This is a genomic window from Massilia timonae (assembly GCF_001866515.1).
GTDB lineage: Bacteria > Pseudomonadota > Gammaproteobacteria > Burkholderiales > Burkholderiaceae_D > Telluria > Telluria timonae.
Window position 1 is genome coordinate 5,611,496 of record NZ_JRYB01000001.1, and the last position, 26,331, is coordinate 5,637,826.

The 26,331-nt window shown below is 65.0% G+C and carries 28 protein-coding genes; 16 read left to right on the forward strand and 12 right to left on the reverse strand.

Annotated elements, in window-relative coordinates; genetic code table 11:
• Nucleotides 1-41: 41 nt before the first annotated feature.
• The 3 genes from LO55_RS23945 to LO55_RS23955 all read right to left on the reverse strand — a co-directional run bounded on the left by LO55_RS23945 (nt 42) and on the right by LO55_RS23955 (nt 1,974).
• Complete coding sequence (locus tag LO55_RS23945) at nt 42-575, reverse strand: ferritin-like domain-containing protein (RefSeq protein WP_071363382.1); 534 nt, start codon at nt 573-575, stop codon at nt 42-44.
• 31 nt (nt 576-606) lie between these two features.
• Nucleotides 607-1,509 carry an OmpA family protein gene (locus LO55_RS23950; RefSeq protein WP_005671347.1) on the reverse strand — a complete coding sequence of 301 codons (903 nt, stop codon included), beginning with the start codon at nt 1,507-1,509 and terminating at the stop codon, nt 607-609.
• Between the two features lie 78 nt (nt 1,510-1,587).
• Entirely contained in the window at nt 1,588-1,974 is a 387-nt protein-coding gene (locus LO55_RS23955) for a DUF4398 domain-containing protein (RefSeq protein WP_005671349.1), read from the reverse strand.
• Nucleotides 1,975-2,178: 204 nt separating this feature from the next.
• Between LO55_RS23955 and LO55_RS27220 the strand changes: the two genes are divergently transcribed.
• The 3 genes from LO55_RS27220 (at nt 2,179) to LO55_RS23965 (ending at nt 2,983) form a co-directional block, all read left to right on the forward strand.
• Nucleotides 2,179-2,310, forward strand: a complete 132-nt coding sequence (locus LO55_RS27220) for a hypothetical protein (protein ID WP_267873249.1) — start codon at nt 2,179-2,181, stop codon at nt 2,308-2,310.
• Nucleotides 2,311-2,381: 71 nt separating this feature from the next.
• The gene (locus LO55_RS23960) at nt 2,382-2,741 is read left to right on the forward strand and encodes a BON domain-containing protein (RefSeq protein ID WP_229410223.1); all 360 of its coding nucleotides are present in this window, start codon (nt 2,382-2,384) and stop codon (nt 2,739-2,741) included.
• 20 nt (nt 2,742-2,761) lie between these two features.
• Nucleotides 2,762-2,983, forward strand: a complete 222-nt coding sequence (locus LO55_RS23965) for a YMGG-like glycine zipper-containing protein (protein WP_005671353.1) — start codon at nt 2,762-2,764, stop codon at nt 2,981-2,983.
• 114 nt (nt 2,984-3,097) lie between these two features.
• On the opposite strand, the gene LO55_RS23970 is transcribed toward LO55_RS23965, so the two are convergent.
• Nucleotides 3,098-3,862: a Crp/Fnr family transcriptional regulator gene (locus LO55_RS23970; protein ID WP_071363384.1), complete on the reverse strand. Its 765-nt coding sequence runs from the start codon at nt 3,860-3,862 to the stop codon at nt 3,098-3,100.
• 198 nt (nt 3,863-4,060) lie between these two features.
• On the opposite strand from LO55_RS23970, the gene LO55_RS23975 reads away from it, so the two are divergent.
• The 4 genes from LO55_RS23975 to LO55_RS23985 all read left to right on the forward strand — a co-directional run bounded on the left by LO55_RS23975 (nt 4,061) and on the right by LO55_RS23985 (nt 6,217).
• Nucleotides 4,061-4,801 (forward strand): outer membrane lipoprotein, encoded by a 741-nt coding sequence (locus LO55_RS23975; RefSeq protein ID WP_071363385.1) that lies wholly within the window; start codon nt 4,061-4,063, stop codon nt 4,799-4,801.
• Between the two features lie 183 nt (nt 4,802-4,984).
• Nucleotides 4,985-5,209 carry a hypothetical protein gene (locus LO55_RS23980; protein WP_071363386.1) on the forward strand — a complete coding sequence of 75 codons (225 nt, stop codon included), beginning with the start codon at nt 4,985-4,987 and terminating at the stop codon, nt 5,207-5,209.
• A gap of 87 nt (nt 5,210-5,296) precedes the next feature.
• Nucleotides 5,297-5,443 (forward strand): lmo0937 family membrane protein, encoded by a 147-nt coding sequence (locus tag LO55_RS26545; RefSeq protein WP_005671362.1) that lies wholly within the window; start codon nt 5,297-5,299, stop codon nt 5,441-5,443.
• Nucleotides 5,444-5,548: 105 nt separating this feature from the next.
• Nucleotides 5,549-6,217, forward strand: coding sequence for a YiaD family glycine zipper/OmpA-like lipoprotein (locus LO55_RS23985; RefSeq protein ID WP_071363952.1), 669 nt, complete (start codon nt 5,549-5,551; stop codon nt 6,215-6,217).
• Nucleotides 6,218-6,278: 61 nt separating this feature from the next.
• Here LO55_RS23985 and LO55_RS23990 read toward each other — a convergent pair whose 3' ends face one another.
• Nucleotides 6,279-7,115, reverse strand: a complete 837-nt coding sequence (locus LO55_RS23990) for a branched-chain amino acid aminotransferase (RefSeq protein WP_071363387.1) — start codon at nt 7,113-7,115, stop codon at nt 6,279-6,281.
• 395 nt (nt 7,116-7,510) lie between these two features.
• Here LO55_RS23990 and LO55_RS23995 point away from each other — a divergent pair, with 395 nt between their 5' ends.
• Nucleotides 7,511-8,656 (forward strand): RNA-guided endonuclease InsQ/TnpB family protein, encoded by a 1,146-nt coding sequence (locus LO55_RS23995; protein ID WP_071363388.1) that lies wholly within the window; start codon nt 7,511-7,513, stop codon nt 8,654-8,656.
• Between the two features lie 83 nt (nt 8,657-8,739).
• On the opposite strand, the gene LO55_RS27135 is transcribed toward LO55_RS23995, so the two are convergent.
• Nucleotides 8,740-9,813, reverse strand: coding sequence for a glycoside hydrolase family 19 protein (locus LO55_RS27135; protein WP_229410224.1), 1,074 nt, complete (start codon nt 9,811-9,813; stop codon nt 8,740-8,742).
• A 244-nt stretch (nt 9,814-10,057) separates the two neighbouring features.
• Here LO55_RS27135 and LO55_RS24005 point away from each other — a divergent pair, with 244 nt between their 5' ends.
• Complete coding sequence (locus tag LO55_RS24005; RefSeq protein ID WP_071363389.1) at nt 10,058-12,220, forward strand: site-specific recombinase; 2,163 nt, start codon at nt 10,058-10,060, stop codon at nt 12,218-12,220.
• Entirely contained in the window at nt 12,217-13,605 is a 1,389-nt protein-coding gene (cls, locus tag LO55_RS24010) for a cardiolipin synthase (RefSeq protein WP_071363390.1), read from the forward strand. Before LO55_RS24005 ends, cls begins: the two co-directional genes overlap by 4 nt.
• A gap of 28 nt (nt 13,606-13,633) precedes the next feature.
• Here the strand turns inward: cls and LO55_RS24015 are convergent, their stop codons facing one another.
• On the reverse strand, nt 13,634-14,470 hold the full coding sequence (locus tag LO55_RS24015) for a metallophosphoesterase family protein (RefSeq protein WP_071363391.1): 837 nt from the start codon (nt 14,468-14,470) through the stop codon (nt 13,634-13,636).
• 28 nt (nt 14,471-14,498) lie between these two features.
• Nucleotides 14,499-15,248, reverse strand: coding sequence for a phosphatase PAP2 family protein (locus tag LO55_RS24020; protein ID WP_071363392.1), 750 nt, complete (start codon nt 15,246-15,248; stop codon nt 14,499-14,501).
• 139 nt (nt 15,249-15,387) lie between these two features.
• Between LO55_RS24020 and LO55_RS24025 the strand changes: the two genes are divergently transcribed.
• The 3 genes from LO55_RS24025 (at nt 15,388) to LO55_RS24035 (ending at nt 17,962) form a co-directional block, all read left to right on the forward strand.
• A complete protein-coding gene (locus LO55_RS24025; RefSeq protein ID WP_005671379.1) occupies nt 15,388-15,600 on the forward strand; it encodes a hypothetical protein in 213 nt (70 codons plus the stop codon).
• A 112-nt stretch (nt 15,601-15,712) separates the two neighbouring features.
• Entirely contained in the window at nt 15,713-16,714 is a 1,002-nt protein-coding gene (locus LO55_RS24030; RefSeq protein WP_071363393.1) for a sulfate ABC transporter substrate-binding protein, read from the forward strand.
• A gap of 228 nt (nt 16,715-16,942) precedes the next feature.
• Complete coding sequence (locus LO55_RS24035; RefSeq protein ID WP_071363394.1) at nt 16,943-17,962, forward strand: SDR family oxidoreductase; 1,020 nt, start codon at nt 16,943-16,945, stop codon at nt 17,960-17,962.
• On the opposite strand, the gene LO55_RS24040 is transcribed toward LO55_RS24035, so the two are convergent.
• The 4 genes from LO55_RS24040 to LO55_RS24055 form a co-directional block, all read right to left on the reverse strand.
• The gene (locus tag LO55_RS24040) at nt 17,924-18,358 is read right to left on the reverse strand and encodes a hypothetical protein (protein ID WP_071363395.1); all 435 of its coding nucleotides are present in this window, start codon (nt 18,356-18,358) and stop codon (nt 17,924-17,926) included. The two genes, LO55_RS24035 and LO55_RS24040, sit on opposite strands and share 39 nt — an antisense overlap.
• Before the next feature lie 87 nt (nt 18,359-18,445).
• A complete protein-coding gene (locus LO55_RS24045) occupies nt 18,446-19,423 on the reverse strand; it encodes a porin (RefSeq protein ID WP_071363396.1) in 978 nt (325 codons plus the stop codon).
• A gap of 224 nt (nt 19,424-19,647) precedes the next feature.
• Complete coding sequence (locus LO55_RS24050; protein WP_071363397.1) at nt 19,648-20,379, reverse strand: helix-turn-helix domain-containing protein; 732 nt, start codon at nt 20,377-20,379, stop codon at nt 19,648-19,650.
• A gap of 20 nt (nt 20,380-20,399) precedes the next feature.
• Complete coding sequence (locus LO55_RS24055) at nt 20,400-22,127, reverse strand: diguanylate cyclase domain-containing protein (RefSeq protein ID WP_071363398.1); 1,728 nt, start codon at nt 22,125-22,127, stop codon at nt 20,400-20,402.
• 297 nt (nt 22,128-22,424) lie between these two features.
• Here LO55_RS24055 and LO55_RS24060 point away from each other — a divergent pair, with 297 nt between their 5' ends.
• The 3 genes from LO55_RS24060 to nhaA all read left to right on the forward strand — a co-directional run bounded on the left by LO55_RS24060 (nt 22,425) and on the right by nhaA (nt 26,324).
• Nucleotides 22,425-23,315 carry a LysR family transcriptional regulator gene (locus tag LO55_RS24060; protein ID WP_071363954.1) on the forward strand — a complete coding sequence of 297 codons (891 nt, stop codon included), beginning with the start codon at nt 22,425-22,427 and terminating at the stop codon, nt 23,313-23,315.
• Nucleotides 23,316-23,372: 57 nt separating this feature from the next.
• A complete protein-coding gene (locus LO55_RS24065) occupies nt 23,373-24,806 on the forward strand; it encodes a carboxylesterase/lipase family protein (RefSeq protein WP_071363399.1) in 1,434 nt (477 codons plus the stop codon).
• A gap of 297 nt (nt 24,807-25,103) precedes the next feature.
• Nucleotides 25,104-26,324, forward strand: coding sequence for a Na+/H+ antiporter NhaA (nhaA, locus tag LO55_RS24070; RefSeq protein ID WP_071363400.1), 1,221 nt, complete (start codon nt 25,104-25,106; stop codon nt 26,322-26,324).
• Nucleotides 26,325-26,331: the final 7 nt, after the last annotated feature.

The following is a 26,331-nucleotide window of genomic DNA, read 5'->3' on the forward strand; positions in this document are numbered from 1 at the left end:
CATGGCCAGGGCCTGGCCGGGGTCCGCACCAGCCTGACGACTCAGGCCAGCAAGTCGCGCAGATCGTCGGCATGCTCTTCTTCGACCGCCATGATGTCGATGAGCATATTGCGCGTGGTCGGATCCTTGTCGCCGATCGCCACGATCATCTGGCGATAGGACTCGATCGCCACCCGCTCGGCGATCAGGTCGGCCCGCACCATCGCCTGCACGTCGTCGGACTCGTCGTACTCGGCGTGGCTGCGCGCGGTGAACGTGGCCGGGTTGAAGTTCGGCGAGCCGTTGAGCTGCACGATGCGTTCGGCGATGCGGTCGGCGTGGTCCTGCTCTTGCTGGGCGTGCTCGAGGAACTCGGCCTTGATGTGACCCGTGTTGGGGCCGGCCACCGTGTAGTAATGGCGCTTGTAGCGCATCACGCACAGCAGTTCGGTGGCCAGGGCGTCGTTGAGCATTGCGATGACCGCTTCGCGGTCGGCCTGGTAACCCTCGGTGACGGCGCCGTCATCGAGGTTGGCCGCCGCGCGGCGGATCGCCGCGATGTCGAAGCCGTGTGCCAGGTTGTTCGTCTGTTCCATGGTGTTTCCTCAATCAGTGTTCGGCGTGGATTCAACGCATTGCGGCGCGTGGCGGAATCTGCGCGCCATCGTTGGACAGCACGATCTCGACGCGGCGGTTCTGCTGGCGGCCGGATGCGTTGTCGTTCGACGCCACCGGGAATGCCTGGCCGTAAGCCTTCATCGAAATGCGGTCGCGCGGCACGCCCATCTCGCCCAGGGCGCTGGCGACCGCGTTGGCGCGGCGCTGCGACAGGTCCTGGTTGTAGCTCGCGCTGCCGGTACTATCCGTAAACCCTTCGACCAGCACCGTACGGTCCGGGTTCTCGCGCATCACGTCGGCCAGCTTGCGCAGGGTCGACATTCCGTTCGGATTCAGGGTCGCCTGATTGGTGGCGAACAGCACGTCGCCGATCGTCACCACATAGCCGCGTTCGGTCTTGACGGCCTGGATGTCGTTCAGCAAGGCTTCCAGGTGGGCGGCGCGCTCGGACAGCGCGGCGTTCTGCTGCTGGGCGGCCTGGGCCTGGGCCTGCGCCTGCTGGGCCGCGGCGGTGGCGGCTTCGGCCTCGCGCTTGGCGCGTTCGGCTTCGGCGGTGCGCGCTTCGAGGCGGACCTGGTCGCGCTGGCGTGCGGCGTCGGCGATGTCGGCTTCGGCGGCCTTGGCCTTGGCGACTTCCTGCGCGGTGGCGATGCGCTGCTTGGCGACGTAGGCCAGGCGGTCGATGTCTTCCAGGCTTTCGCGGCGATGCGCGGCCTGGTTGGCCTGGTCGAGCGCTTCGCTGGCCTGCTTGAACTCCATCGGCGCATAGGTCGACACCTGCGGATTGTTGTTGGCGCTGACGAAGTCGGCGCGTGCCTGGTCCAGGGTCGCGGTGGTCATCGGGGCGCTGGCGCAGGCGGCGGCCAGCACGGCGGCGGCCAGGATCGAAACGGCGGATTTACGGTTTTTCATGTTCTTGTTCCTCTTCTTGTTGAAGCGCCGTTCGACGGCGCGGACTCATGCGTTCAATGCGGACGTCAAGGGTTCATCTCACTGGCTGTTGGCGCGATCGACTTCCTCGCGCAGCACGCGCAGGTCTTCGTTCAGCTGGGTCGAGGCGGCGGTCGCCTTGGCCGACACGGCCTTGCTCTGGGCCAGCTTGGCGTCGGCCTGGGCCTGGATCGCCAGCTCGCGCGCCAGCTTGTAGTCGCGCGCGGCCAGGGCCTGGTTGGCGCGGCCCATCTTGTCGCGCGCGGCGCTGATCTCGGCCGGCGCCAGTTCGGCGGCGCCCGCCGACACGGCGTTCTCGACCGCGTGGCGCGAGACCGCCACGTCGGCCGTCGCCGGGGCCTGGTCGGGGCTCGCGCACGCGGTCAGTGTCAGCACAACAGCGGCGCAGCTGAGGCGAAGCCCGGTCATCGTTTGATGTTTATTCATCGCATATTCTCCTGGGGAAGTGTTGTAGAGAACGTTATAAAACTTTTATGCCCGGCACTCAGTTCGTTGACGCACATTGATGCCGGCGCTGTCATCGTTTCGCGTGGAATTGCCCGAACTGCCGAGTGTGCCGATGGTCTGAGCAGTATCGTGACTGGCACGGCGCGGGCGCTGAGAGCGGCAGCGTCCACGTAGAAAACATCGATGGATACCACCGACGCCTTGCGCAATAACCGGGGAGATTCAACCGAGCGCGGCGCGCGGGATCTTCGACAGCGCCCCCATTTCACGGCGGCCGAACAGCGCATCTATAGAGGCGGCGACACGCGCCGCTGAAACACCCTGTAACAACACGGCATGCCGATTGTGTGTTGCCGAACAGATCAAATTTGCAACGGACTCTAGTCTTGGACCAAGTCACCGAGAAACGATATACCCGAATGAACGGATCAAGCATCAAGCGTTACGCAAGCATTCCAGTCCTGCTGGCCTTCCTGGCTTGCGGACCGCTGGCAGGTTGTGCCTCAGTCATTCCCGGTTTCGGCAGCGTCGAAACCGTCGATGACGATGCCATCACTGCCGGCGTGCGCAGCGCCATCAAGCTCGATCCCGAACTGACGGTTTCCGATCTCGATGTCGACACGTACCAAGGCATTGTCCGGCTTAGCGGCTTCGTGAGCTCGGCCGACAGCGTAGCCGCGGCGGCCTCGGTCGCGCGAACCGTCAAGGGCGTCAAATCGGTCAGGAATGACTTGCGCCTGAAGTAACCCCATCAAAGGAGATCATCATGAAAAACATCAAATCGCTGGTAGTGACCGCAACCCTGGCAACCGCCGCCTTCGGCATGGTCGGCTGCTCGAACATGTCGAAGCAAGACCGTAACACCGCCATCGGCGCCGGCGCCGGCGCCGTGCTGGGTGGCGCCGTGACCGGCGGTAGCGCGCTCGGCACCGTAGGCGGCGCGGCCGTCGGCGGCGTGATCGGCAACCAGGTCAAGACCACCAACTGATCGACGTCCTCGTCCGACAGCAAACGCCCGGCTTGCCGGGCGTTTGTGTTTTTAACGTGTCCTCGAGGAAGAACCGCGCAGGGTTGATTACAGGAACGCAGCATCGCCGCCGGCTCAACCGGCGTGACCGTCCGGTACCGGCATGTCCGCGACCGGCATGTCCGCGACCGGCATGGCGCCGGCTTCCCTGACGATCGCATAACAGCTGCAGGCCGCCGCGGCCAGGCCTTCGGGATCGAGGATCTCGATATTGCCGCGGCTGTAGTCGATCAGGCCTTGCTGCTGCAGCGCGCTGGCGGCTTTGGTGACGCCGACGCGGCGCACGCCGAGCGAGTGCGCAAGGAATTCATGGGTCAGGTGGAATTTGTTGGATTGCAGGCGGTCACGTGTGACCAGCAGCGAACGCGCCAGGCGCGCCTCGAGCACGTGGAAGCGGCTGCAGACGGCGATCTGGATCGCCTGCGCCAGCAGCGCGTCGGTATACCGGTACAGCACCTTCTGCAGCGCCGGATTGCGCTCGACCTCGCTGCGAAAGCGCGCGCCCTCCATGCGGCTGGCGTTGCCGGCGCGCTGGACCACGGCGCGCACCTGGGTCGTGTCGTGGCCCAGCGCGCTGGTCACGCCCAGCATGCCTTCGCGTCCCACCTGGCCGACCTCGAGCGTCATGCGTCCCTCGGCCACGCCCAGCAGGGATACCAGGCAATCGTGCGGAAAATAAATGTGCTCGATCGGATCGCCGGCTTCGCACAGCACCTGCCCCGCCTCCACCCTGACCTGGTCCAGCATCGGCAACATGCGCGCGATTTCGTGCGACGGCAACGCCGCCAGCAGCAGGTTGCTGTGGCACTCGGCGACGGGCGGGTGGACGGCAGAGTTCATTCTTTCCTCAGGATAAATTGTAAGGATCAGTACGCAGCGCAAGCCGGATACGCCCCGTTCCAGATACATTTGCAAACAATTTCAGTCAGCGTAACCGCCGCCCCATGAGCGAGTATGTACGGTGACGCACGGAACCTTGGGTTGTTCCTGAAGACAATCATCGTACCGAGGCGTCAACGCCATACGAAAGGAATAAAGATGAATACGCCCCCACACAATCCCGTCAAGAACCGTACCCATCCCTTGCTGCTGCTGGCAGCGGCCGCGGTCGTGCTGTTTTGCCTGGTCGGCACCGCCGCCATCATGGGCTGGCTGCCCTCGTCGGTCGGCGGCACCGCCAACCGCCAGCTGACCGAAGCCGACCGCCAGGCGCTGGCGTCCACCCTGCCGCAGGATGTCCCCGAGCAGCCGGGCTATGCCGCCTATCCGGGCGCGCCGCTCGCGCCGGCACAGCAGGCGCAGCAGCAGGCCTATGCGCCGGCGCCGGCGCAGGCCGTACCCGCGGCCCCGGTGCAGCAGCTCGCGCCGGCCGTCGCCCCGGTCGCGGCAACGCCGGTCAAGGAAAGCAAGCCGACCCAGGTCGCCGCCAATGAGCGCGACTGGTGCTCGAACTGCGGCAACGTGGAATCGGTCCGCACCATCACCCAGCGCGCCGAAGGCAGCGGCCTGGGCGCGGCCGGCGGCGCCGTCATCGGCGGCCTGCTGGGCAACCAGGTCGGCGGCGGCACTGGCCGCACCCTGGCCACCGCGGCCGGCGCGATCGGCGGCGCCGTGGTCGGCAACCAGGTCGAAGGCAATATGAAGGCCACCACCAGCTACGAGATCCGGGTGCGCCTGGACGACGGCACCCTGCGCACCTTCCGCCAGAACAGCCAGCCGCAATGGCGCAGCGGCGACCGCGTGCGCATCGTCAAGGGACGGCTGCGCTCGGTGGCATAAACAGGATGGCCTGATCTCAGGCAGGCTGCATGGCTAGCACATGGCCGGGATTGCGCAAGCATCCCGGCCAAACTTTTTCCTGAATGCAATGTGCGCCAACGCACGGAATTATGGATGAGCTGACCCGACAATCGAATCACGCTGCAATGAAAAGCGGGACACCATCAATCGTGGGAGAAGCGCATGAACAGCATGGCATGGATCGGCATCATCGTCTGGGGAGTCGTACTCACTCTGTTCGGCCTGTTGTCGGCCGGGCCGGCGCCCGATGGCAACGGGCACCTGCAGCCGCAGGACATCGTGTTCCTGATCGCGGGCGGCCTGCTCACCTGCCTGATCGGCTGCACCGGCCTGGTGGGCATGATGGGCTGGATTCCCGGCTTGCGAAAGCGAAAAAGTTGCGCATAATGTACGCCATCGAACGGTACGCAACAGTGGGCAAGTACATACTGGAATCACAGCGCAACCAGCGCAAACAGTAGAGGAGAATCCACCATGTTATATACCATCGCTGTCGTTCTCGTTATCCTGTGGCTGCTCGGCCTGGTGACCTCGTACACCATCGGCGGCTTCATCCACATCCTGCTCGTCGTCGCCGTCATCATGATCCTGGTTCGCCTGATCAGCGGACGCGGCATATAGCAGTAAAATGACAAGTGACGCTTGTCGCAAGACCCAATCCGTTTCGCGGTCGCGCCTGATTCGGGCGTGACGACGAAACGGATTTTTTACTTAAGGAGTTCCATGATGCAGAAAAACTTCATTAAAACCACCGCCGCCATCGCCATGGTGGCCCTGACCGCCACCGGTTGCGCCGACATGAGCGCCACCCAGCGCGGCACCGCGACCGGCGCCGGCATCGGCGCCGGCCTGGGCGGCCTGATCGGCGGCACCACCAGCGGCGGCGGCGGCGGCCGCGTTGCCGGCGGCGCCGCCATCGGCGCGGCCGCGGGCGCCGTGATCGGCAACATCTGGTCCAAGCGCATGGAAGCGCAGAAGCAGCAGATGGAACAAGCCACGCAAGGCACCGGCGTGCAAGTGACCCAGACCCAGGACAACCGCCTGAAACTGGAAATCCCGAGCGACATCTCGTTCGACACGGGCCGCTCCGACATCAAGGGCAACTTCCAGCCGATCCTGCAGCGCTTCGCGCAAACCCTGCAGGAGAACCCGAACACCAACGTCGTCATCATCGGCCACACCGACAGCACCGGCAGCGATGCGATCAACCAGCCGCTGTCGGTCGACCGCGCCTCGCGCACCCGCGACTACCTGGCCGGCCGCGGCGTGAACCCGAACCGCATCACCATCGAAGGCCGCGGCTCGCGCGAACCGATCGCCTCGAACAACGACAACGCGGGCAAGGCGCGCAACCGCCGCGTCGAGATCTACGTCGCCGAACCTGCGCGCGGCTGATCGCCCCCATCAACGACAAAGGCCGGCAATGCCGGCCTTTGTCATTTCCGATGCGGCGATATCACGCCGCTTCGGTGAACGCCAGGTACAGCTCGCGCGCCTGGCGCGCGACCGGGCCGGCTTCGAGCGTGCGCTCCTCATAACGGGTGCACGGCGTGACCTTGCCGTAGTTACCGGTGCTGAAGATCTCGCGCGCGGTATTCAGTTCGGTGGCCTTGACGCTGCGCTCTTCGACCTGCACGCCGGCCTCGGCCAGCAGCGCCATCACGCGCGCACGGGTGATCCCCGCCAGGAAGGTGCCGTTCAACGCCGGCGTCACCACCTTGCCCTCCTCCGTCACCAGGAACAGGTTCGACGCCGCGAATTCGGCCACGTGGCCTTCGGCGTCGAGCATGATGGCCTGGTCGAAGCCGCGCTCTTTCGCTTCGCGCATGGCGCGGGTCGAATTGGCGTACAGGGCCGAGGCCTTGGCGTCGGTCGGCGCCATGTTCGGCTGCGGACGGCGCAGGGTCGACAGGCAGGCCGAGAAACCGGTGAACGGCGGCAGCGGCGCATCGAACAGGGTCAGCGCGAACTGGCTTTTTTCAGCGACCGGGATCAGGAAGCCCTCCGAGCCGAACACCAGCGGACGAATATAGAGTTCGGCATCATGCGGGAATTTGGCCACGCCTTCGCGCACCAGGGCTTCCATTTCTTCGACCGTCAGCGGGCAGCGCAGGCCCAGTTTTTCGGCGGACGCGATGACGCGCTCGAGGTGCGGACGCAGGTCGGGCAGCTTGCCGCGGATCGCGCGCGCGCCGTCGAACACGGACGAACCGAGCCACAGGCTATGGTCCATCGCGCCATACAGGGGGGTGTTACCTTCAGCCCATTGGCCGTTGTAATAAGTGAGGTACATGGTTTCCTTCCATTGCAGAGCACTCCAGTGTATCGGCACTGGCGTGCCTGCGTCCAGTAGACCACATGGAGCGGCCGAGCGAAAAGACCGGGGTTGATTACAGTTAGTTCGAAAGCTACTTGAAACTTCTCAAACTTGCCCACTTTGAGAAAGTTTGGCTCGACAATAGTCGGACGGACATGAATGCGGGAGTGCGCTGGTCGTTATGGGAGGAATACATGCCCGCAGCGCGAGTGCGATGGTTCGCATCTGCTAAAGATGGGCTGGAAATCTGGAATGCGGCTGTAGGGTGCGCTTTTGGGAACTATCAGGTGCCTCACCAGCTCTGACAAGACCGGCTGATTTGCTCTTGCCGGTTTCATAGCCAACGCAGGCCACGCCTCTGGGGAACCATTATGTTCCGCGGTCATCGCATTCGTCTCGACCCCAACAACGTCCAGGCGACCTACCTTGCCCGCGCGGCAGGCACTGCCCGGTTCGCCTACAACTGGGCACTGGCCGAGTGGCAGCGACAGTATGAGGCGTGCAAGGCCGCTCCATGCTTGCAAAAACCGAACGAGACAGCGCTGAGGCGCCAGCTCAATGCGATCAAGCGCGAGCAGTACCCCTGGATGCTGGAGGTGACGAAGAATGCGCCGCAGATGGCAATCATGCAGTTAGGGCGCGCCTTCACAAACTTCTTTAAAGGACGAGCACGCTACCCGACCTTTCGGCGTAAAGGTCGTGACGACCGCTTTACGTTAACGAACGACCAGTTTCGCGTCGAGGAAAAACGCATCTGGATCCCGCACCTTGGATGGGTCAGGATGTGGGAATCGCTGCGGTTTGCCGGCAGGCGCGTTTCCGCATCGATCTCACGCGTTGCCGATCGTTGGTATGCCAGCATCACTGTCGATATCACAGAGCCTCTCTTGCCTCCCGTTGAAAACCAAGACGTGGTCGGAGTCGATCTGGGTGTCACGGCGCTTGCGAAATTGTCAACCGGCGAGACCTTTGTTGGACCAAAAGCGCTGGCCATGCTCCTGGATCGGTTGCGGCGGCTATCGCGCGGCTTGTCCCGGAAGGTGAAGGGTTCACGCAACCGTGGCAAAGCGAAAATAAAACTGGCCAAGTTGCATGCCCGGATTGCCAGCCTGCGACGTGACAGCCTCCACAAGCTCAGCACGAATATCACGCGCCGATTCCACACCATCGGGATCGAGGATTTGCATGTCAGGGGCATGCTTGCCAACCGGTGCTTGTCACGTGCCATTGCCGACATGGGCTTTGGTGAGTTGCGCCGGCAACTGGAGTACAAGGCGGCGCAACGTGGTGGGCGGGTGGTGGTGGTCGACCGTTGGTATCCGAGCAGTAAAACGTGTTCATGCTGCGGTTACTTGCTTGCTGAACTCGACTTGGGCACTCGTCGCTGGGTATGTCCGGATTGTGGAACAAGCCACGACCGCGACCTGAACGCGGCGATTAACCTGAAAAATCTAGCGGCGAGTTCCGCCGTAGCTGCCTGTGGAGGGGAAGGCGCTGGCCTCGCACATCAAGTGTGAGGCGAAACCGGCCCTTATGAAGCAGGAATTCAACAGCGAAGTTAACTATGAATAGCTTTGCGTAAGTTTGAAGGAACGGTCACTCACCCAATGCCGAGCGCGAGACGGGTGCGCCGCCAATAGGCCCTGCGCTCATCCAAGCCACTGCTTCCGCCATTAACGCGCCGACTTATCTCGTCGAACGGCCTGAACCCATCGGGCCCGGCAGTGTTATCGGCAAGCTGGTTGAGCCCATGCTCACGCCAGAACCATGCCGCCGCCCGGGCGGCGCCTTCAGGCGCCAACAACAGGTCTGGCTGCGCCAGCGCATCCAGACCCGCCGTCCGCGAAAATGCGGAATAGTTGGCGCGTCCGGTTATCTCGATCAGGCCACGGCCTCGGTAGCGCCAACCGTCTCCACTGGCTTCGTCGCCATTGCCCAGGCGATCGGCGTAGACCCTGTTGGCGAGCGCCTGGGGGTTGTGACCATAGGCGGCGGCCGTCTGCTCGTCGGGAAAATACCGTGGCCAGACTTGACGAAGGCGATCGGGGCGATAGTTCAGTGATTCTTCGACGTGTCGCAATTCGTTCGACTCGGCCAGGACCTGGGCAAGAAAAGCCGACCGGCGCACAGGGCTGTTGACGTCGCCGGCCTGCATCGCCGCATTCAACGGTTCCAGCCACTGCCTGGCGCGTGCATCGCTGTCATCGCCCGTCAAGATCGTCTTTAACTGCTCGAGCGTGATGCCGTTGACGGTTATCTCTGTGTGTGTGTCATGCACCCGCTGCATCGTGGCTTCGTTCGCCGTCGTGGGTTGTCTGACCGGCTCAGTAGGCTTGGCCGGCTGGGCAGTCGGTTGGGACACAGCTGGAGGCTGAGCGACGGACGCATGCGCCGTCGGCGCCACGCCGGCGCGAGCCGGGTGAGCCAGCTCGTCCATGAACCACGGCTTACGTACAAAACCAATGTGATACACGCAATACTGCAACACCACCTGCTGCTCGCCGATCGTATGCGAGACGCCGCCCCTTTCCATGCCAATGATATGGCCGCGCGGCGTTTCGCTCAGACACCGATTGACCTGCTCCATCTGCTGCCGAATTTCTTCTTCGGTAAGCATATTCCGCGGATCGTCATTGCCCACCACGATGCGGGCGATGAAACCGACATCGCTCATCTCAAACTGTCCAGTCATACCGATCTGTCTCCATGTCAGCGTTACGGCCCATGTCATTACGCCGGCAAGCACTACGCTATGCGCGGCACGCCGATACATGCTCCAAGGAAATCCCCGAAAGAGCAAGACTTTTATTGCAAGGGCGCCTCGGTGGCGGCTTCATCGACTATCTCACTGTTCGCTGCCACACCATATTTGCCGGCCTCGTCGCGTACACTATGGCTTTCCGGTAAAAATTGTTTTCATGCTTGCTACTCTCGAACGGATCGATCCTTACAGTGACGACATCGACCTGCTGGTCGAGTTGGTCTGCCACCTGCGCCCGCGCCAGCGCTGGGTGTGGCAGGACGGCGACGATCCGGCCCAGGCGGTGCGCACGCTGACCCAGCTCCTGAAGGGCAATCCGGCCCAGGCCTGGGCGCTGCGCCGCTACCTCACGACCCTGCTCGAGAAGCGGCGGCACACCAGTCTTTACAGCGATATCGGCATCCTGTCGAACGACGGCTTCGTCACCGAACTCAAGAGCCGCATCACCTACCGCTTCCTGCCGCCCGCGCTCGACAACCTGTATTTATCGGACGCGCTCGACCAGGTGCTGTACCGCGAGGACGACTTCGAATGGATCCGCGCGGTGCCCGACGGCGACTGGATGCAGCTGTTCGACGTGATCGCCAATGCCCCGCCGCCGGACGACAGCGCGCCCGGCCGCGCGCGCGTGGTCACGCTCAAGGGCCTGCTGGACGCGATCCGCACCCTGTCCTGCCGCATCTGCGCGCTCGGCCTCGAGCCGCGCCTGGTGCACAGCTACAGCCAGATCGAGAATTTCGATTCGCCCTTCCTGATGCAGAACATCGAGGCCAACCGCTACCTCGACGAATACGCGCGCTATCTGGCCGGCGAGCGCGAGCATCCCGACGACGCGCGCCATCTCCTGGTGATGCTCGACCAGTGCGAGGACGTGGTGCTCAAGATCCGGCGCCTGGCGCTGTCGAACGGCACCAGCATCGCCCTCACCTACTTGCTGGTGGCGGTGCAGCAGAGCATCGACCGCCTGCAAAAGCTGCTGTTCCTGGTCGACGTCGACGAGAAGGGTTCGACACCGGCGCCGGTGCTGGAAGTGATGGACGAACTGGTGGTCGACGGCGAGGTGCTGCTGCCGGTGGCGCCGCAACCTGACAAGCCGGGCCAGCTGGCGGTCCCCGACGCGGCGCTGCTCAGCCCGCGCCAGCGCGCCGCGATCTCGCTGGCCGAGGAGTTGATCGAGGCCCACAACACCAAGTACCAGGTCAGCGGCCTGGTGCGCGACAACGTGCACCTGCTGGCGCGCAACGTCACCGAGAACGCCAGCCGCACCGGCGAGCACTACATCGCCGAAGACCGCAAGGACTTGCGCAAGATGCTGTGGTCCTCGTCCGGCGCCGGCTTCATCGTCGGCTTCATGGCGCTGTTCAAGATTTTGCTGGGCTACCTGAGGACGCCGCCGCTGGTCGAGGCTTTCCTGTTCAGCATGAACTACTCGCTCGGCTTCGTGCTGATCCACATGCTGCACTTCACGGTGGCCACCAAGCAGCCGGCCATGACGGCGCAGCGCATCGCGGCCTCGCTGCACCGCTCCGCCAGCGGACGCGGCATCGACGTCGACAAGCTGGCCGAACTGGTCAACAAGGTGTTCCGCACCCAGATGGTGGCCGTGCTCGGCAACGTGCTGGTGGCCTTTCCGGTGGCCCTGGGCATCGCCGAGCTCGTGCGCTGGCACACCGGCCACCACCTGGTCGACCCGATCAAGGCGCTGCACCTGCTGAACGACATCGACCCGCTGCACAGCCCGGCCCTGGCCTACGCCGCCGTCGCCGGCGTCTGGCTGTTCGTGGCCGGCCTGATCTCGGGCTACTACGACAACAAGGCGCTGTACACGCGCATGGGCCAGCGCGTGCAGCAGATCCGCGGCCTGCGCCGCCTGCTGGGCGCCGAGCGCGTGGCGCGCCTGGGCCGCTATGTCGAGGACAATCTCGGCGGCCTGATGGGTAACTTCTTCTTCGGCATCCTGCTCGGCACCACCGGCACGGTCGGCTTCCTGCTCGGCCTGCCGATCGACATCCGCCACATCACCTTCTCGGCCGCCAATTTCGCGACCGCCCTGGTGGCCCTGGACTACGGCATGAGCTGGGCCCAGATCGCCAACGCCACCGCCGGCGTGCTGCTGATCGGCACCGTCAACCTGCTGGTGAGCTTCGGGCTGGCGCTGTGGGTGGCGCTGCGCGCACGCAAGATCGTCTTCAAGCGCTGGATCCTGCTGGTGCAGGCGCTGGGCCGGCGCTTCGCCTATTCGCCGGTCGAATTCTTCCTGGGCCCGCGGCACCGCCAGTTGCCGCCGCCCGATACCGAGTCCTCGAGGGGAACAAAATGAACAAGAAGCGCTTCGCCGCCTGGTTCGGCTTCATTGCTTTCGTCTGCGTGGTGGCCTCATGCAAGGCCCTGCCCGACCGCAGCACCATCGCCGGAGCGCCCGACAAGGCCGTGCCCACCGTCGCCACGCAACGCGGCGAACTGAAGGACGGGCAGGCAGCGGCGCTGCTCAAGCGGCGCTGGGCGCGCGCCTCGCCCGACCTCAAGCAGCTGGCGGTGCTCGAAGAGCAGGCCACCGGGGTGCCGCTCATCGCCGGCAACCAGGTCTCGCTGCTGTTCGACGGCCCGGCCACCATGCGCGCCATGATGGAGGCGGCCAGGAACGCGAAGAGTTCGATCAACCTCGAGACCTATATCTTCGACCATGACGAGATCGGCGCCCAGTTCGCCGAAATCCTCATGCAGAAGCGCGCCGAGGGCGTGACCGTCAACATCATCGTCGACGGCGTCGGCACGCTGGCCACGCCGAAGGAATTCTTCGAGCGCCTGCAACAGGCCGGCATCAACGTGCTGGTGTTCAATCCGGTGAACCCGACCAAGCGGCCCGGCAAATGGGCGTTGAACAACCGCGACCACCGCAAGATCATGATCGTCGACGGCAAGGTCGCCTTCACCGGCGGCATCAATATCAGCAGCACCTATGCCAACAGCTCGCTGTTCCGCTCGAACAAGCGCGCCAGCAAGGTCAACGAGGAAGACGTCGGCTGGCGCGACACCCACATCAAGATCGAGGGACCGGCGGTCGGCGCCCTGCAATGGGCCTTCATCGACAACTGGGTGCACCAGGACGCGGGCGAACTGCCCCAGGTCGAGTACTTCCCCAAGCTCGCCCCGGTGGGCGAGAAAGTGGTGCGGGTGCTGGCGACCTCGCCCGACCGCGATTCGGAAATCTACAAGTCGCTGGTGCTGGCGATCGGCGAAGCGAAGAAATCGATCCACCTGACGGCCGCCTATTTCGTGCCGGACCGGCAGATCGTCGACGGCCTGATCGCGGCGGCCAAGCGCGGGGTCGACGTGCAGCTGGTGCTGCCGGGCGTGTCGGACCACGACTTCATCAAGTATGCGGGCGAATCGTTCTACCACGAGCTGCTGGAGGGCGGCGTGCGCATCTTCCAGCTGCAGGTGGCGGTATTGCACGCCAAGACCACGGTCATCGACGGCATGTGGTCGTCGATCGGCTCGGCCAATATCGACCGCCGCAGCTTCATCCACAACTACGAGGTCAATGTGGTGGTGCTCGATCCGCACTTCGGACGCGACATGGAAGCGGCGTTTAGGGAAGACTTGCGCCACTCGAAGGAGATCAAGCTCGAAGACTGGAAGCGGCGGCCCTGGGGTGACCGGCTGCGCGAGATGATGTCGCGCCTGACCGAATACTGGATCTAGCTGCGGAATCCGACATACCGCGGCCGGTTCAGAGACCGGCCGCCAGCATCCCGTCGCTGTGCGGCGACCAGATGCTCCCGGCGCGCACGAACTTCTCGGTCGTGACCAGTGCGAAACGTCCCCCCACCACGTCCCAGCCATAGCGGTCGATCTCGACCCGCTGCGGCTCGACCCGCACCACGTTGAACGAATTGACCTCGCCGCGCCCGCGGGTGGAGGTGGCTGTGCCGGCCTGCACCACGAGCGCCGCGTATTCGTCGATCTGGTAGCGCGCCGCCGTGCTGCCGGCGTGGCTGGCGTGCATGTGGCCGGCCATCAGGATGTCGACGCTGGTCTCGGCGAACACCTCCATCGCCATCGGCGCGCGCACCACGAGGTCGCGCTTCTCGAAGTGTTCCGGCAAGTCGAAGGGGTGATGGGTGACGACGATGCGCGTGACCTGCGGCGGCAAGCCCGCCAGGCGCGCGCGCAGCCCGGCCACCTGCTCGTGGCTGATGCGGCCGTCCTTGATGGTCAGCGAGCGCGCGGTGTTGACGCCCACCACGGCGATCTCGTCGTCGATGAACACCGGCTCGAGCTCGTCGGTGATGTAGCGCTTGTAGCGCGCCAGCGGCCGCATGAAACGGCGGAACACGTTGTACAGCGAGATGTCGTGGTTGCCGGGCACGATGATCTGCGGGCCGGGCAGCGAATCGAGGAAGGCGCGCGCCTCTTCGAATTCCTCGACCTTGGCGCGCTGGGTCAGGTCGCCCGAGATCACGACCACGTCGGCCGCGATGCGCTCGACCAGTTCGCGCAAGGGGCCGAGCAGCGCCTGGTCGACGCGGCCGAAATGCAGGTCGGACAGGTGAACGAGGGTGCGCATGCGGGAATCTCCTTTTTTTTTATGACGCTTATATCTCTTGGCGCGGCGCCCCGCCGGACGCGCGCCGCTCGCGCGCGGCCCGGCGCCGGTTGAGGGTGGCGGCGCCGCCGATGCAGATCGCCAGCCAGCCGCAGCCCTCGGCCAGCGCGGCCAGGATGTCGGTCAGGTAGTGCGCGCCGAGGTACATGCGCGAGAACGCGACCAGGCCGATCATCAGCCCTGCCAGCACGAAGGGCAGCACCCGCCCGATCCATGACCCGGCATGGCGCGCGAAGTAGCAGGCCAGCAGGCCGTACAGCACGGTGGCGGCCATCGTGTGCCCGCTCGGAAAACTGTAGGTGGTGAGGGTGAGGATGGGTTCCGCGAAATGGGGACGCGCGCGTTCGAAGGTATGCTTGAGCGCCACATTGAGCAGCATCCCGCCCGGCACGCTCGAGACCAGCGCCACGATCCAGTAGCGATGCCCGCGCCGGTAGAACCAGACGCCGACGCCGAAGGCGATCGCGAGCACGCCGGGCGTGCTGTGGAGGTGGGTCAGCACCAGCAGCGCATCGCGCAGCAGGCCGCCCTGGCTCGCATGGGCGTGCAGCCAGTCGGCCACCACCAGGTCGAGGCGGGTGATCGGGGCGCTGGCGACGACGGCGCCCGCGAGGTGGGCGAAGCCCGCCATCGCCAGCAGCAGGAACACGATGCCGACGGTGAGATGAAGGCCATATTCACCTTCCGGCGAGAAGCGGGCGGCGGCGAAACGGTGAAGACGGGGCAGGACATTGCTCATGACATTGATTATGACTGACTTGGCGAAAAAACCACACACGCGAAAAATTACTGTATATCTGAACAGTAGCTGTGGATTTGTACAGTAGTTGTGTTATTCTTTCCTTACTGCACAACCACTTCGATTAAAGGAAACGAACATGACCACTCTGAACAGCTCCTTCGGCCTGGAACACGCACCCGTCCCTTTCCTGGCGCGCATCGGCCGCCGCGAAATCCTCGTCACCCGTGATTTCCGCAAGCGCTTCTATGCGGTCAATCCGGTCATCGAGTGCGATACCGGCGTCGAGGCCGGCCACGTCGAGATCCTGTTGTTCCGCCGCTGGCTGCTCATTCTTTCCAAGGCACACTGATCCACTCTGGATCTACGTCCGAAAAATGCATATGGTTGCGTGAATTTATTCGTTTTCTTTCTGTGGGTCGAGACCGTACGCTACGGTTTCCCACCCTCCAGAAAGATAATAAATGCTTCGCAAAACCTTCATCCGTTCGCTGGCAGCACTGACCCTGCTGGTGCAGACCTCGGCCTTTGCCGCCGACGTCAACCTGCTCAACGTGTCGTACGACCCAACCCGCGAGCTGTACCATGAGTTCGACGCGGCCTTCGCCAAGCACTGGAAGGCCAGGACGGGCGACAACGTCAACGTGAAGCAATCGCACGGCGGTTCTGGCAAGCAGGCGCGTTCGGTGATCGACGGCCTGCAGGCCGACGTCGTCACCCTGGCGCTGGCCTACGACATCGACGCCATCCGCGACAAGGGCCTGATCAATCCGGGCTGGGAACAGAAGCTGCAATACCGCAGTTCGCCCTACACTTCGACCATCGTGTTCCTGGTGCGCAAGGGCAATCCGAAGAAGATCAAGGACTGGAACGATCTGGTCAAGCCGGGCGTCTCGGTGATCACGCCGAATCCGAAGACCTCGGGCGGCGCGCGCTGGAACCACCTGGCTGCCTATGGCTACGCGCTGCGCCAGCCGGGCGGCAATCCGCAAAAGGCGGCCGAGTTCCTGGGCGCCCTGTACAAGAACGTGCCGGTGCTCGATTCGGGCGCGCGCGGTTCGACCACCACCTTCGTCGAGCGCGGCATCGGCGACGTGCTGCTGGCCTGGGAAAACGAGGCGCTGCTGGCGCTGCGCGAACTCGGTCCCGATAAATTCGAGATCGTCGCGCCGTCGCTGAGCATCCTGGCCGAACCGCCGGTCGCCGTGGTCGACAAGAACGTCGACAAGAAAGGCACCCGCAAGGTGGCCCAGGCCTACCTGGAATACCTGTACAGCGACGAAGGCCAGGACATTATCGCCAAGAACTACTATCGCCCGGCGGTCGACAAGTTCGCCAAGAAGTACGCCTCGCAGTTCCCGCAGATCAAGCTGTTCCAGATCAGCGAGCTGGGCGGTTGGACCGTGGCCCAGAAGGCCCACTTCGCCGACGGCGGCATCTTCGACCAGATCTACACCAGGAAGTAAGCCTTACCGCGCACTGTCCCCTGCGCCGTTCCCGCCGCTGGTGGGGCGGCGTTTTTTTGTCCGGCGCCTCGCCGGCGCGCGCGGATCTCACCCGCGCGCCAAAAAATCCCTTGAAATAGCAAACTCGGTCACGAAGTGAACAATTCCCTAACTCGTGGCTGCCGCGCATCGCGATCGCGAACGCGGCGGTCCTTCCCCGCACAACACGAACACGGAAAGGATCACGCAATGTCAGTCAAACTCCGCAAGATCAACGAGCAAGTCATGGTCATCACCGGCGCCACCAGCGGCATCGGCCTGTCGACCGCGCGCATGGCCGCCGAGCGCGGCGCCCGCCTGGTGCTGGCGGCGCGCGCCGACGACGCGCTGGACGAACTCGTCCACGAACTGCGCGCGCGCGGCACCGACGTCATCGCCGTTACCGCCGACGTCGGCAAGATCGAGGACGTCGAGCGCATCGGCGAGGCCGCCATCCACGCATTCGGCCGCATCGACACCTGGGTCAACAATGCCGGCATCTCGATCTTCGGCCGCATCGAGGACATCTCGCCCGAAGACCATCACCGCCTGTTCCAGACCAATTTCTGGGGCGTCGTGAACGGCTCGCTGGAAGCGGTCAAGCGCATGAAGCAGCGCGGCGGCGGCGCCCTGATCAACCTGGGCAGCGAACTGTCCGACCACGGCATCCCGCTGCAGGGCATGTACGCGGCGTCCAAGCATGCGGTGAAAGGCTTCACCGACTCGCTGCGCATGGAACTCGAGAAGGAAGGCGCGCCGATGTCGATCACCCTGGTCAAGCCGTCGGGCATCGACACCATGTTCGCGGTGCACGCCAAGAACTATATGGAAAAGGAACCGAAGCTGCCGTCGCCGGTGTATGCGCCGGAACTCGTGGCCGACGCCATCCTGTATGCGGCCCAGCATCCGAAGCGCGATGTGTTCGTCGGCGGCGCGGCCAAGATGAATTCGTCGGGCGCCCGCTTCCTGCCGCGCGCCTTCGACAAGTACGTGACGGCGACCATGTTCCGGAACCAGAAATCGGACGCGCCGACCGATCCGGGCCGCCGCGACGCCCTGCACAAGCCCGATCACACGCGCGAGCTGCGCGAACGCCAGGGCATCTATCAAACCCATGAGCGCAGCCCGTACACTGCGGCCCAGCTGCGCTCGAAGCAGATCACCACCGCCCTGCTGGGCGGCGGCGCCCTGTTAGCGGCCTTCGCCCTGAGTCGGCGGACGGCTCGTTAAGAACTCGGTGTCCTCCTCGGTCAGCGGCAGGTCGGGGATGGACTCGATGCGGTCGGTATCGATGTCGGCGCCGTCCTTGGCCACCGCATCGCGGCCGGCCGCGGCGCGTTCGCCGGTGCCGCCCATGTCGCTGTCGCCCGAGAAATCGGCGTCGCCGACGTCGGGTCCGGCGGTGTCGCCGGCGTGGCTGGCTTCGAGGTCGGAAGTCGTGCCTTCGTCGAAATCGAGCACCTGGTCGGGATCGAGATTGCTGGCGAAGCCGGGGCCGCCGACGACGTCGCTGCCGGTGTCCGAGATGTCGCTCGGGCCGAGCGCGTCGATGCCGTGGCCCTTGCCCAGGTTGCGGTCAGGGCGCTCCGGGAAGTTGTCCGGGTCGAGTGTGCTGGTGCCAGTCATATTGCCTCCATATGTGTTGATGAACCATGGAGACAGGGTACTGAATTTCGCCGTACGGTGTCGCAGCGCAGGCCCGCACGCGCGCGCTCAGAACGCGCGCCGCATGCCCACGTTGAGCGAGGAACCGTTGCCGGGCTTGACGCCCAGGTGCACGCCGGCCAGGTGCTGGATGTGCGAGTAGGCGGCATAGAAGTCCATGCGGCGCGACATCGCATAGGTGGCGCCGACGGCGAGCTGGCGCGCATCGTTGTTGGCCGGATCGCGGTCGTTGCGGCGCACGAAGGACGCCAGCAGCGTGGTCTGGCGCGATACCGGCACCGCCACGCCCATCAGCACGTCGCGGCTGTCGGTCGAGCGCGTGGCGGCGACGCTGGCGCCATAGGGATTGTCGGGGTTGAACAGCGGCGAATTGCCCCAGCCGCGGTTGGCGCTGTAGGCAGTATAGGCCGTGCCCCAGTCGAAGCGCATATTGGCGGCGACGATGGAATTGCGGGCCGCCATCGTGATGTCGACCTCGTTGTAGCGGGTGACCTTGGCCACGTTGCGGTTCTGGTGGGCGGCGCGGATGTTCAGCGGACCCAGGTTGACGCCGACCGTCATGCCCCAGGCGCGTCCCGACGGCGAGCCGTCGACGTCGCCCTTGCGCCACTTGGCGCCGGCGCTGACGCCGGCGAAGCGGCCCTCGAAGCCCTCGCTGTCGTCGGCGCGCATCCCGCGCGGGGCCGACTGCGCGGCCAGGCCGCCCTGGAAGGGATCGCCGACTTCGTTCAGGGCGGTGTAGTCGACGTTGTACTGGCGCCCGGCGATCACATTGCTGCGCCACTCGCGTTCGGACGAACGCGCAATGGCGGATTCGGTCTCCAGCATGAAGATGGATGACTCGGCCGGCACCGTCTCGGCGCGCGCGGCCAGTTGCAGCTCGCTCAGGCAGTCTGGCCCGCAGACGGCTTCCTGGATCGCCCCGGCGCCGGCGCCCTCCGCGTACGGACGGGCCGGTTCGTTCTGCGCCGAAGCGCACGCCGCGCTCCCTCCGAGCACGGCCAATGCGACGATGGACATTCTCATGGCGTCAATCTCTCCCTGACACCTACTATCCGCCTATTATGGCAACCTGATCTGTCTAATACCTCACATAACCGAGAGTTTCGGCCCGCGTTTCAGCTCGTCCATGAGCCAGCGCATGGCCTGATGGCCGTCATTGATCCGGCGCACGGTTCATGTATTGCCGTCTACCGTACACCGAACCGTAAACCGGAGCAACCTTTACGACGATTCCGGAAGTATCGCCGTCAGCGGCGCAGGGCGGCGAAGGCCGCCGGTTCCCATTCGCGCAGCGCCAGCAGCAGGCCGCTGCCGCGCCGCTGCGCCAACGGCGCGGCCAGGCTTTCCTCGTGCAGCTGGGCGAAGCGGGCGCGCAGCAGGCGCAGCTCGTGCTGCAGCTTGGCGCGCGCGCTGTCGGTGAGCATGCCGTGCGCGAAGTCGAGCGTCTCCCCGCTGCCGTCGAAGCCGCCAGCCACGAACTCGGGCATGCCCTGGTCATTGAAATAGCGCCGGATCGGGCCGTCGGCCAGCCAGTCGAAGTCGCGCGCCACGTTGACCCGGATGCGGTTGCCGGGCAGCAGCGTGATCAGTTGCAGGCGGTCCAGGCGCAGCAGGTATTGCAGGCATTCGGCCTCGCTCAGCCGGTAGACATTGAGCATGTCGAGCATGCGCCAGTGGTTCAGCGCGCACACCGCCACCAGCAACAGCTTGTCGTCCTGGACCAGCTCGCCCTCCTGCTCGGCGCTCAGGGTGCGCAGGCGGCGCTGGCCGTTCTGGGCTTCCTGCGCGATCTCGGCCAGGGTGAAGCCGAGCAGGCTGCAGATTTCCACGATGCGCTCGAGCGTAAACTGCTCGCTGGCGAACAGGCGCTTGATGCTCGGCTCGGACAGGTCGAGCGCGACGGCGACGTCGCGGTAGGTCAAGCCTTGCAGCTTCAGCTGGCGCTTGATGGTGGCGATGATCTGGCTGATTTGGGTCATGATGGGAACTCGGGGAACGATCAGGAAACGGCGCCGCTCGCCGCGGCATGCCAGACCGGCACCGCGGCCAGCCTGACGGCGTTCTTGCCGCCGCGCTTGGCGGCGTACATGGCATGGTCGGCGCGCGCCAGCCAGGCGTCCAGGTCGGGCTTGTCGTCGGGCGCGAACAGCGCCACGCCGATGCTGGCGCCCACCGTGACGGTTGTGGTGCGCAAGGTGTAGGGCTCGCGAATGCAGGCAAGCAACTTGTGCGCGGTATCCTCGGCGTCGCCAGGGCTGGCCAGCATCTCGAGCACTACCACGAATTCGTCGCCCGCCAGACGCGCCACCAGGTCGGTCATGCGCACGCCGGCAGCCAGGCGCGCGCCGAACTGGCGCAGCAGCTCGTCGCCCTCCTCGTGGCCGTGGGTGTCGTTGACCGCCTTGAATCCATCCATGTCGATGAACAGCAGCGCCGCCGGCATCGCGCTGCGCGAGGCCCGCGCCATGGCCTCGGGCAGGCTTTCCATCAGGGCGCGCCGGTTCGGCAAGCCGGTCAGCACGTCGCGAAGCAGCAGCGCATTGAGCTCGGCGGTGCGCTCGGCCACCTTCGATTCGAGATGCTCGTTCATCTGCTGCAGCGCGCGCCGCACCTGCGCTTCGCTGCTGACCAGGTCGCGCATCGTGCCCGACAACATATTTGCTTCATGAAAACCGCTGATCTGCGGGATCGCCGGCAAGTCTTTTCCGCTGGCAGTGGCCTCGGTCACCCGTTCGATCGCCTGGCCCAGCTGGGCCATCGGCTGCGCCAGGCGGCGCGCGAGCAACGCGGCCACGAGCGCCAGCAACAGGCCCAACAAGGTGCTCCAGGCCAGCATGCGGCGCTTCAGCTCGCCGGCGCCCTGAAGGGCTTTTTCTTCATCCTGCCGCACCAGCACCGACCATTGCAGCGTCGCCGGGTTGGCGGCGTGGCCGGTCTGGCTGAAACCGGTGAGATAGGTGCGCCCGTCCGGCCACGCTTCGCGCAGCGCGCCGGTGTCGCCCAGCCTGGCGCGACGCAGGCTGGCGGTGTCGATCTTTTGCTCGAGCAACTCCTGTGGCCCGAGCATGACGGCGCCGTCGGCGCGCACGACCAGGATCTCGGCGCCATACGCGCGCAGCGCCGGCGTCAGCAGCATGCGCGCCTGGCTGCGCGCCCATTCCCAGCTCAGGTGCAGGCCCAGCACGGCGAACAGCTCGCCCTCCTGGCTGAACACGGGCGTCGACACGTCGACGAAACGCCAGGGGTCGGGGCGTTGCGGCATCAGTTTTTCCAGCAGCAGCGCCGGATGGTAGTCGGTGGCGCGCACGCCGTCGCGACCGACCTGGAACCAGGGACGCATGCTGACGTCGTTCCCCTCCAGCAGCCCCATGGTCGAGGCGACCACCCTGCCGCTGGTGTCGGCCATGCCGATCCAGGCGTAGTCGGGGAAGGTCTGCTGCAGGCTCTCGAGCGTGACGCGCGCCGCCGCCGGATTGCGCGCCTGGCGCACCGACGGCAACGCCGCCAGCAGGCGGGCATCGCCGACGGCCTGCTCCACGACGCGATTGAGCGCATCGCGCATCTGCCACGATAGCTGCTGCAGGCGCAACTCGGCTTCGGCATTCGCCTGGCGTACGGCGAAATGGTTCACCACCGTCAGTTGCAACGCCACGGTCAATGCCACGGTGACGCACACTGCCAGCGTCATCAGGGTGGACAGGCGGAATTTGCAGAGCAGGCCTTGCATAGAGGATTTGCGGAAACGTAATAACCCGTCATGATAGCGCTGAAACCACCAGTGAGTTCACCACTGGAAAGAATGCAGAAGGGAAATTTATTAATCGCCGAAGATTTTGAACAGAACGCAACACTTTAACGCAAGCTGCAGGCGCTGTAGCATTTCTTTCAGCAAAAAATTGTATTCATTTTTCGCCATTCTAGTACAAGCATTTTCGGAAAAATCGAATATGAGAATAAGACATTCTCCCATGTCACTTATTCGGTTTTATCGACTGGCACAAGGACGATATCGATGACCACGCATATGGACCGCTTCCAGGAGATGCAGATTTTCACCCGCATCGTCGAGCGGCGCAGCTTTACGCTGGCGGCCGAGGAGCTGTCGCTGCCGCGCGCGACCGTGACGAATGCGATCAAGCGCCTCGAGGCGCGGCTTGCCACCCGCCTGCTGGAGCGCACCACACGCGTGGTCGCGCCGACGCTCGACGGCGCAGCGTACTACGAGCGCTGCGTGCGCCTGCTGGCCGACCTCGGCGAGATGGAAAGCGTCTTCACCCGCTCCACCCCGACCGGCTTGCTGCGCGTAAACCTGCAAGCGACGCTGGCGCGCCGGGTCGTGGCGCCGCGCCTGCCCGCCTTCCTGGCGCGTTATCCCGGTATCGAACTGCAGATCGGCGAAGGCGACCGGCTGGTCGACCTGGTGCGCGAAGGCATCGATTGCGTGCTGCGCGTCGGCAATCTGCAGGATTCATCGATGGTGGCCCAGCAAATCACGCAGATCGCGCAGGTCACCTGCGCCAGCCCGGCCTACCTGGCGCGCCATGGCCGGCCCGCCACGCTCGATGAACTGGACCGGCATCAGGCCGTCAACTTCATCTCGTCCGCCACCGGTCGGCCGTATCCGCTCGAATTCCTGGTCGACGGCGCGCTGCGGCAACTGACCCTGCCCGGCCCGGTCTCGGTCAGCGGCGCCGATATGTACACCGCGGGCGCGCTCGCCGGCCTTGGCATCGTGCAGGTGCCGCGCTACCGCGTCGAGCACGAATTGACCCGGGGCGAACTCGAGGTCCTGCTGCCCGAGCTCGCGCCGCCGCCCCTGCCCGTGTATGTACTGTATCCGCAGAGCCGCCAGCTGTCGCCGCGGGTGCGGGTCTTCGTCGATTTTCTGAAAGAAGCGTTCGCCGGCTTCGGCTGAGCGATTCGGTTACCATGGAGACAAGATAATATATTCGCTACTTCACAGGAGACCCCGATGCCGCGTTCCGCCTTCTATCCCCTGCTCGCCGCCGCACTGGCCATGACCGCACCATTGTCGCTCGCAGGTCCGGTGGCGACGACCGACAGCGGCAAGGTGGAAGGCAAGGTCGACGCCGGCATCGCCAGCTGGAAAGGCATCCCCTTCGCCGCCCCGCCGGTGGGCAAGCTGCGCTGGCGCGCGCCGCAACCGGTGCAGCCCTGGGCCGGAGTGCGCCAGGCAAGCAGCTACGCAGCCGACTGCATGCAACTGCCCTTCCCCAGCGACGCCGCGCCGCTCGGCACCAAACCCGACGAAGATTGCCTGTACCTGAACGTCTGGAAGCCGGCCGAGGACAAGGGTAACAGCGAGAACAAACTGCCGGTGCTGGTCTGGATCTATGGCGGCGGCTTCGTCAACGGCGGCTCGTCGCCGCCGACCTATTCCGGCGCGGAGCTGGCGAAACAGGACGTGGTGGTGGTCAGCTTCAATTACCGCATCGGCCGCTTCGGCTTCTTCGCCCATCCGCAACTGACGCAGGAAGCCGGTCAAGAGGCCGCGCTCGGCAACTATGGCTTCATGGACCAGATCGCGGCGCTGCAGTGGGTCAAGCGCAACGTGGCGGCCTTCGGCGGCGATCCCGACAACGTCACCATCAGCGGCGAATCGGCCGGCGGCATGTCGGTCAATTTCCTGCTCACGTCGCCACAGAGCCGGGGGCTGTTTGCCAAGGCGGTGGTGATGTCGGGCGGCGACGGCGGCACCGCGCCGACGCCGCTGGCGGGCGCCGAAAAGACGGGCGTGAACTTCGCTACCGGCAAGGGCATCGCCGCCGACGATCCGAAGGCGCTCGAGAAACTGCGCGCGCTGCCGGCCGAACAGGTGGTGGATGGGATGAACCTGGCCAACTTCAGGATGCAGGGCATGCCGACCTATGCCGGGCCGTTCGCCGACGGCAGGCTGGCGATCGACTCCGGCGCCGCCTTCGGCGCCGGCCGCATGCACGAGGTGCCGGTGATGATCGGCGCCACCAGCGCCGACATCGGCGGCAAGACCGGTTATATGGTCGCCGGCGCGCGCAGCCTGGCGGCGACCCTGGCCGACCACGGCGTGCCGGTGTACGCCTACCGCTTCTCGTACGTGGCCGACGCGATCGCCAAGCCCGGCGCCGGCGCCGGCCATGCGACCGACATCCCCTTCTTCTTCGATACCGTGGCGATCAAGTACGGCGCGCAGGCGACCGGCAAGGACATCGCCGTCGGCAAGGCGATGAGCACATATATGGTGAACTTCGCCAGGCGCGGCGATCCGAATGGCGCGGGCTTGCCGGCATGGCCGCGCTACGCGCGTTCGAGCGATCGGATCATGGACTTCTCGGCATCGGGCAAGCCGGTGGCGCTCAAGGATCCATGGGGCGCCGAAATCGACGCGGCGGCCGCGACCCGTCGTTGAACCTGCGCCCGGCGGAGACAGGAGTCTCCAGGGCGCCGCAGCGGCGGCGCCATCGTCTATAATATTGCCTGGGTGATCATACCGCTCAGGTATGACAGGATTTGCGCTGGTCGGGCCGCCACGCGGCTCGGTTACGCACGTCATCATGTCACCTGTCACGCATCCTCTCACCATTTCGGCCATATCGTGGCCGCATCGCTTTCCACCTTCACTCACCGCAGGCCATGCCGGCCCGTGGGCCGCCAATTCATGAGACATACCGGACGGCATGCACGCCGTCGCGGCTGGAAAACATTTATGCGCATAGAACGACGACTCTCCAATACATTCCAAGAATTCATTGCATCGGGCAAGGCCGGCGGCGCCATCCTGATCCTGTGCACCCTCGTGTCCCTGGCCATCGCCAATTCAACCTGGGGCGCTTCCTACCTGGGCTTCTGGCACATTCCGCTCGGCGGCCTGACGGTCGAACTGTGGATCAACGACGCCCTGATGGCGATCTTCTTCCTGCTGGTCGGCCTGGAACTCAAGCGCGAGCTGTATAACGGCGAACTGTCCGACCTGCGCAACGCCATGCTGCCGATCCTGGCGGCGGCCGGCGGCATCGCGGTGCCGGCCGGGATCCACTTCGCCCTCAACGGCGGCACGCCGACGCAAGCCGGCGTGGGCATCCCGATGGCCACCGACATCGCCTTCGCGCTCGGCGTGCTGGCCCTGCTGGGCAAGCGCGTGCCGGCCTCGCTCAAGGTGTTCCTGACCGCGCTGGCCGTGATGGACGACCTGGGCGCGATCATCGTCATCGCCGTGTTCTACACCGCCCAGCTGTCGGTCGCCTACCTGGTGGGCGCGCTCGCGGTGTTCGTGGCGCTGCGCCTGATGAACAAGCGCCTGCGCGTCCTGGCGCTGTGGCCCTATCTGCTGGGCGGCGCGCTGATGTGGTTCCTGATGCTCAAGTCGGGCGTGCACGCCACCATCGCCGGGGTGCTGCTGGCCTTCACCATCCCCTATTCCGCCCAGGAGGACGACGCCGCTTCGCCGTCGCACCAACTGGAACACGTGCTGCACAAACCGGTGGCCTTTCTGATCCTGCCGATCTTTGCACTGGCCAATACCGGCATCGTCATCGGCGCCGACTGGGCCGGCGAACTGAGTTCCCTGAACAGCCTCGGCATCCTGGTCGGCCTGGTGCTGGGCAAGCCGGTCGGCATCCTGCTGTTCAGCTTCGCGGCGGTCGCGATCGGCGTGTGCCGCCTGCCGCTCGACCTGGCCTGGCGCCACGTACTGGGCGCCGGCATGCTGGGCGGCATCGGCTTCACGATGTCGATCTTCATCACGAACCTCGCCTTCGTGGGACATGCGGATATCATCAACGCCTCGAAGATGTCGATCCTGGCCGCGTCGGTGATCGCCGGCACGATCGGCTTCATCTGGCTCAAGTTCATGGGCGCGCCGCTGGCGTCCGACCCCGACCTCGACACCATGGACTTCGACCAGGATCCGCCCGCGCAAACGCAATAAACGACAC

Bases quoted from the DNA above. Each gene is read 5' to 3' on its own strand.
- cls (WP_071363390.1), top strand. From the start codon at position 12,217: ATGAACAAGAAGCGCTTCGCCGCCTGGTTCGGCTTCATTGCTTTCGTC.
- LO55_RS23945 (WP_071363382.1), bottom strand. From the start codon at position 575: ATGGAACAGACGAACAACCTGGCACACGGCTTCGACATCGCGGCGATC.
- LO55_RS24025 (WP_005671379.1), top strand. From the start codon at position 15,388: ATGACCACTCTGAACAGCTCCTTCGGCCTGGAACACGCACCCGTCCCT.
- LO55_RS23950 (WP_005671347.1), bottom strand. From the start codon at position 1,509: ATGAAAAACCGTAAATCCGCCGTTTCGATCCTGGCCGCCGCCGTGCTG.
- LO55_RS24035 (WP_071363394.1), top strand. From the start codon at position 16,943: ATGTCAGTCAAACTCCGCAAGATCAACGAGCAAGTCATGGTCATCACC.
- LO55_RS23955 (WP_005671349.1), bottom strand. From the start codon at position 1,974: ATGAATAAACATCAAACGATGACCGGGCTTCGCCTCAGCTGCGCCGCT.
- LO55_RS23990 (WP_071363387.1), bottom strand. From the start codon at position 7,115: ATGTACCTCACTTATTACAACGGCCAATGGGCTGAAGGTAACACCCCC.
- LO55_RS24060 (WP_071363954.1), top strand. From the start codon at position 22,425: ATGGACCGCTTCCAGGAGATGCAGATTTTCACCCGCATCGTCGAGCGG.
- LO55_RS24030 (WP_071363393.1), top strand. From the start codon at position 15,713: ATGCTTCGCAAAACCTTCATCCGTTCGCTGGCAGCACTGACCCTGCTG.
- LO55_RS24005 (WP_071363389.1), top strand. From the start codon at position 10,058: ATGCTTGCTACTCTCGAACGGATCGATCCTTACAGTGACGACATCGAC.
- LO55_RS24040 (WP_071363395.1), bottom strand. From the start codon at position 18,358: ATGACTGGCACCAGCACACTCGACCCGGACAACTTCCCGGAGCGCCCT.
- LO55_RS23970 (WP_071363384.1), bottom strand. From the start codon at position 3,862: ATGAACTCTGCCGTCCACCCGCCCGTCGCCGAGTGCCACAGCAACCTG.
- LO55_RS24020 (WP_071363392.1), bottom strand. From the start codon at position 15,248: ATGAGCAATGTCCTGCCCCGTCTTCACCGTTTCGCCGCCGCCCGCTTC.
- LO55_RS27220 (WP_267873249.1), top strand. From the start codon at position 2,179: ATGGATACCACCGACGCCTTGCGCAATAACCGGGGAGATTCAACCGAG.
- LO55_RS24015 (WP_071363391.1), bottom strand. From the start codon at position 14,470: ATGCGCACCCTCGTTCACCTGTCCGACCTGCATTTCGGCCGCGTCGAC.
- LO55_RS23980 (WP_071363386.1), top strand. From the start codon at position 4,985: ATGAACAGCATGGCATGGATCGGCATCATCGTCTGGGGAGTCGTACTC.
- LO55_RS26545 (WP_005671362.1), top strand. From the start codon at position 5,297: ATGTTATATACCATCGCTGTCGTTCTCGTTATCCTGTGGCTGCTCGGC.
- LO55_RS24055 (WP_071363398.1), bottom strand. From the start codon at position 22,127: ATGCAAGGCCTGCTCTGCAAATTCCGCCTGTCCACCCTGATGACGCTG.
- LO55_RS24065 (WP_071363399.1), top strand. From the start codon at position 23,373: ATGCCGCGTTCCGCCTTCTATCCCCTGCTCGCCGCCGCACTGGCCATG.
- LO55_RS23965 (WP_005671353.1), top strand. From the start codon at position 2,762: ATGAAAAACATCAAATCGCTGGTAGTGACCGCAACCCTGGCAACCGCC.
- LO55_RS27135 (WP_229410224.1), bottom strand. From the start codon at position 9,813: ATGAGCGATGTCGGTTTCATCGCCCGCATCGTGGTGGGCAATGACGAT.
- LO55_RS23985 (WP_071363952.1), top strand. From the start codon at position 5,549: ATGCAGAAAAACTTCATTAAAACCACCGCCGCCATCGCCATGGTGGCC.
- LO55_RS24045 (WP_071363396.1), bottom strand. From the start codon at position 19,423: ATGAGAATGTCCATCGTCGCATTGGCCGTGCTCGGAGGGAGCGCGGCG.
- LO55_RS23975 (WP_071363385.1), top strand. From the start codon at position 4,061: ATGAATACGCCCCCACACAATCCCGTCAAGAACCGTACCCATCCCTTG.
- LO55_RS23995 (WP_071363388.1), top strand. From the start codon at position 7,511: ATGTTCCGCGGTCATCGCATTCGTCTCGACCCCAACAACGTCCAGGCG.
- LO55_RS24050 (WP_071363397.1), bottom strand. From the start codon at position 20,379: ATGACCCAAATCAGCCAGATCATCGCCACCATCAAGCGCCAGCTGAAG.
- nhaA (WP_071363400.1), top strand. From the start codon at position 25,104: ATGCGCATAGAACGACGACTCTCCAATACATTCCAAGAATTCATTGCA.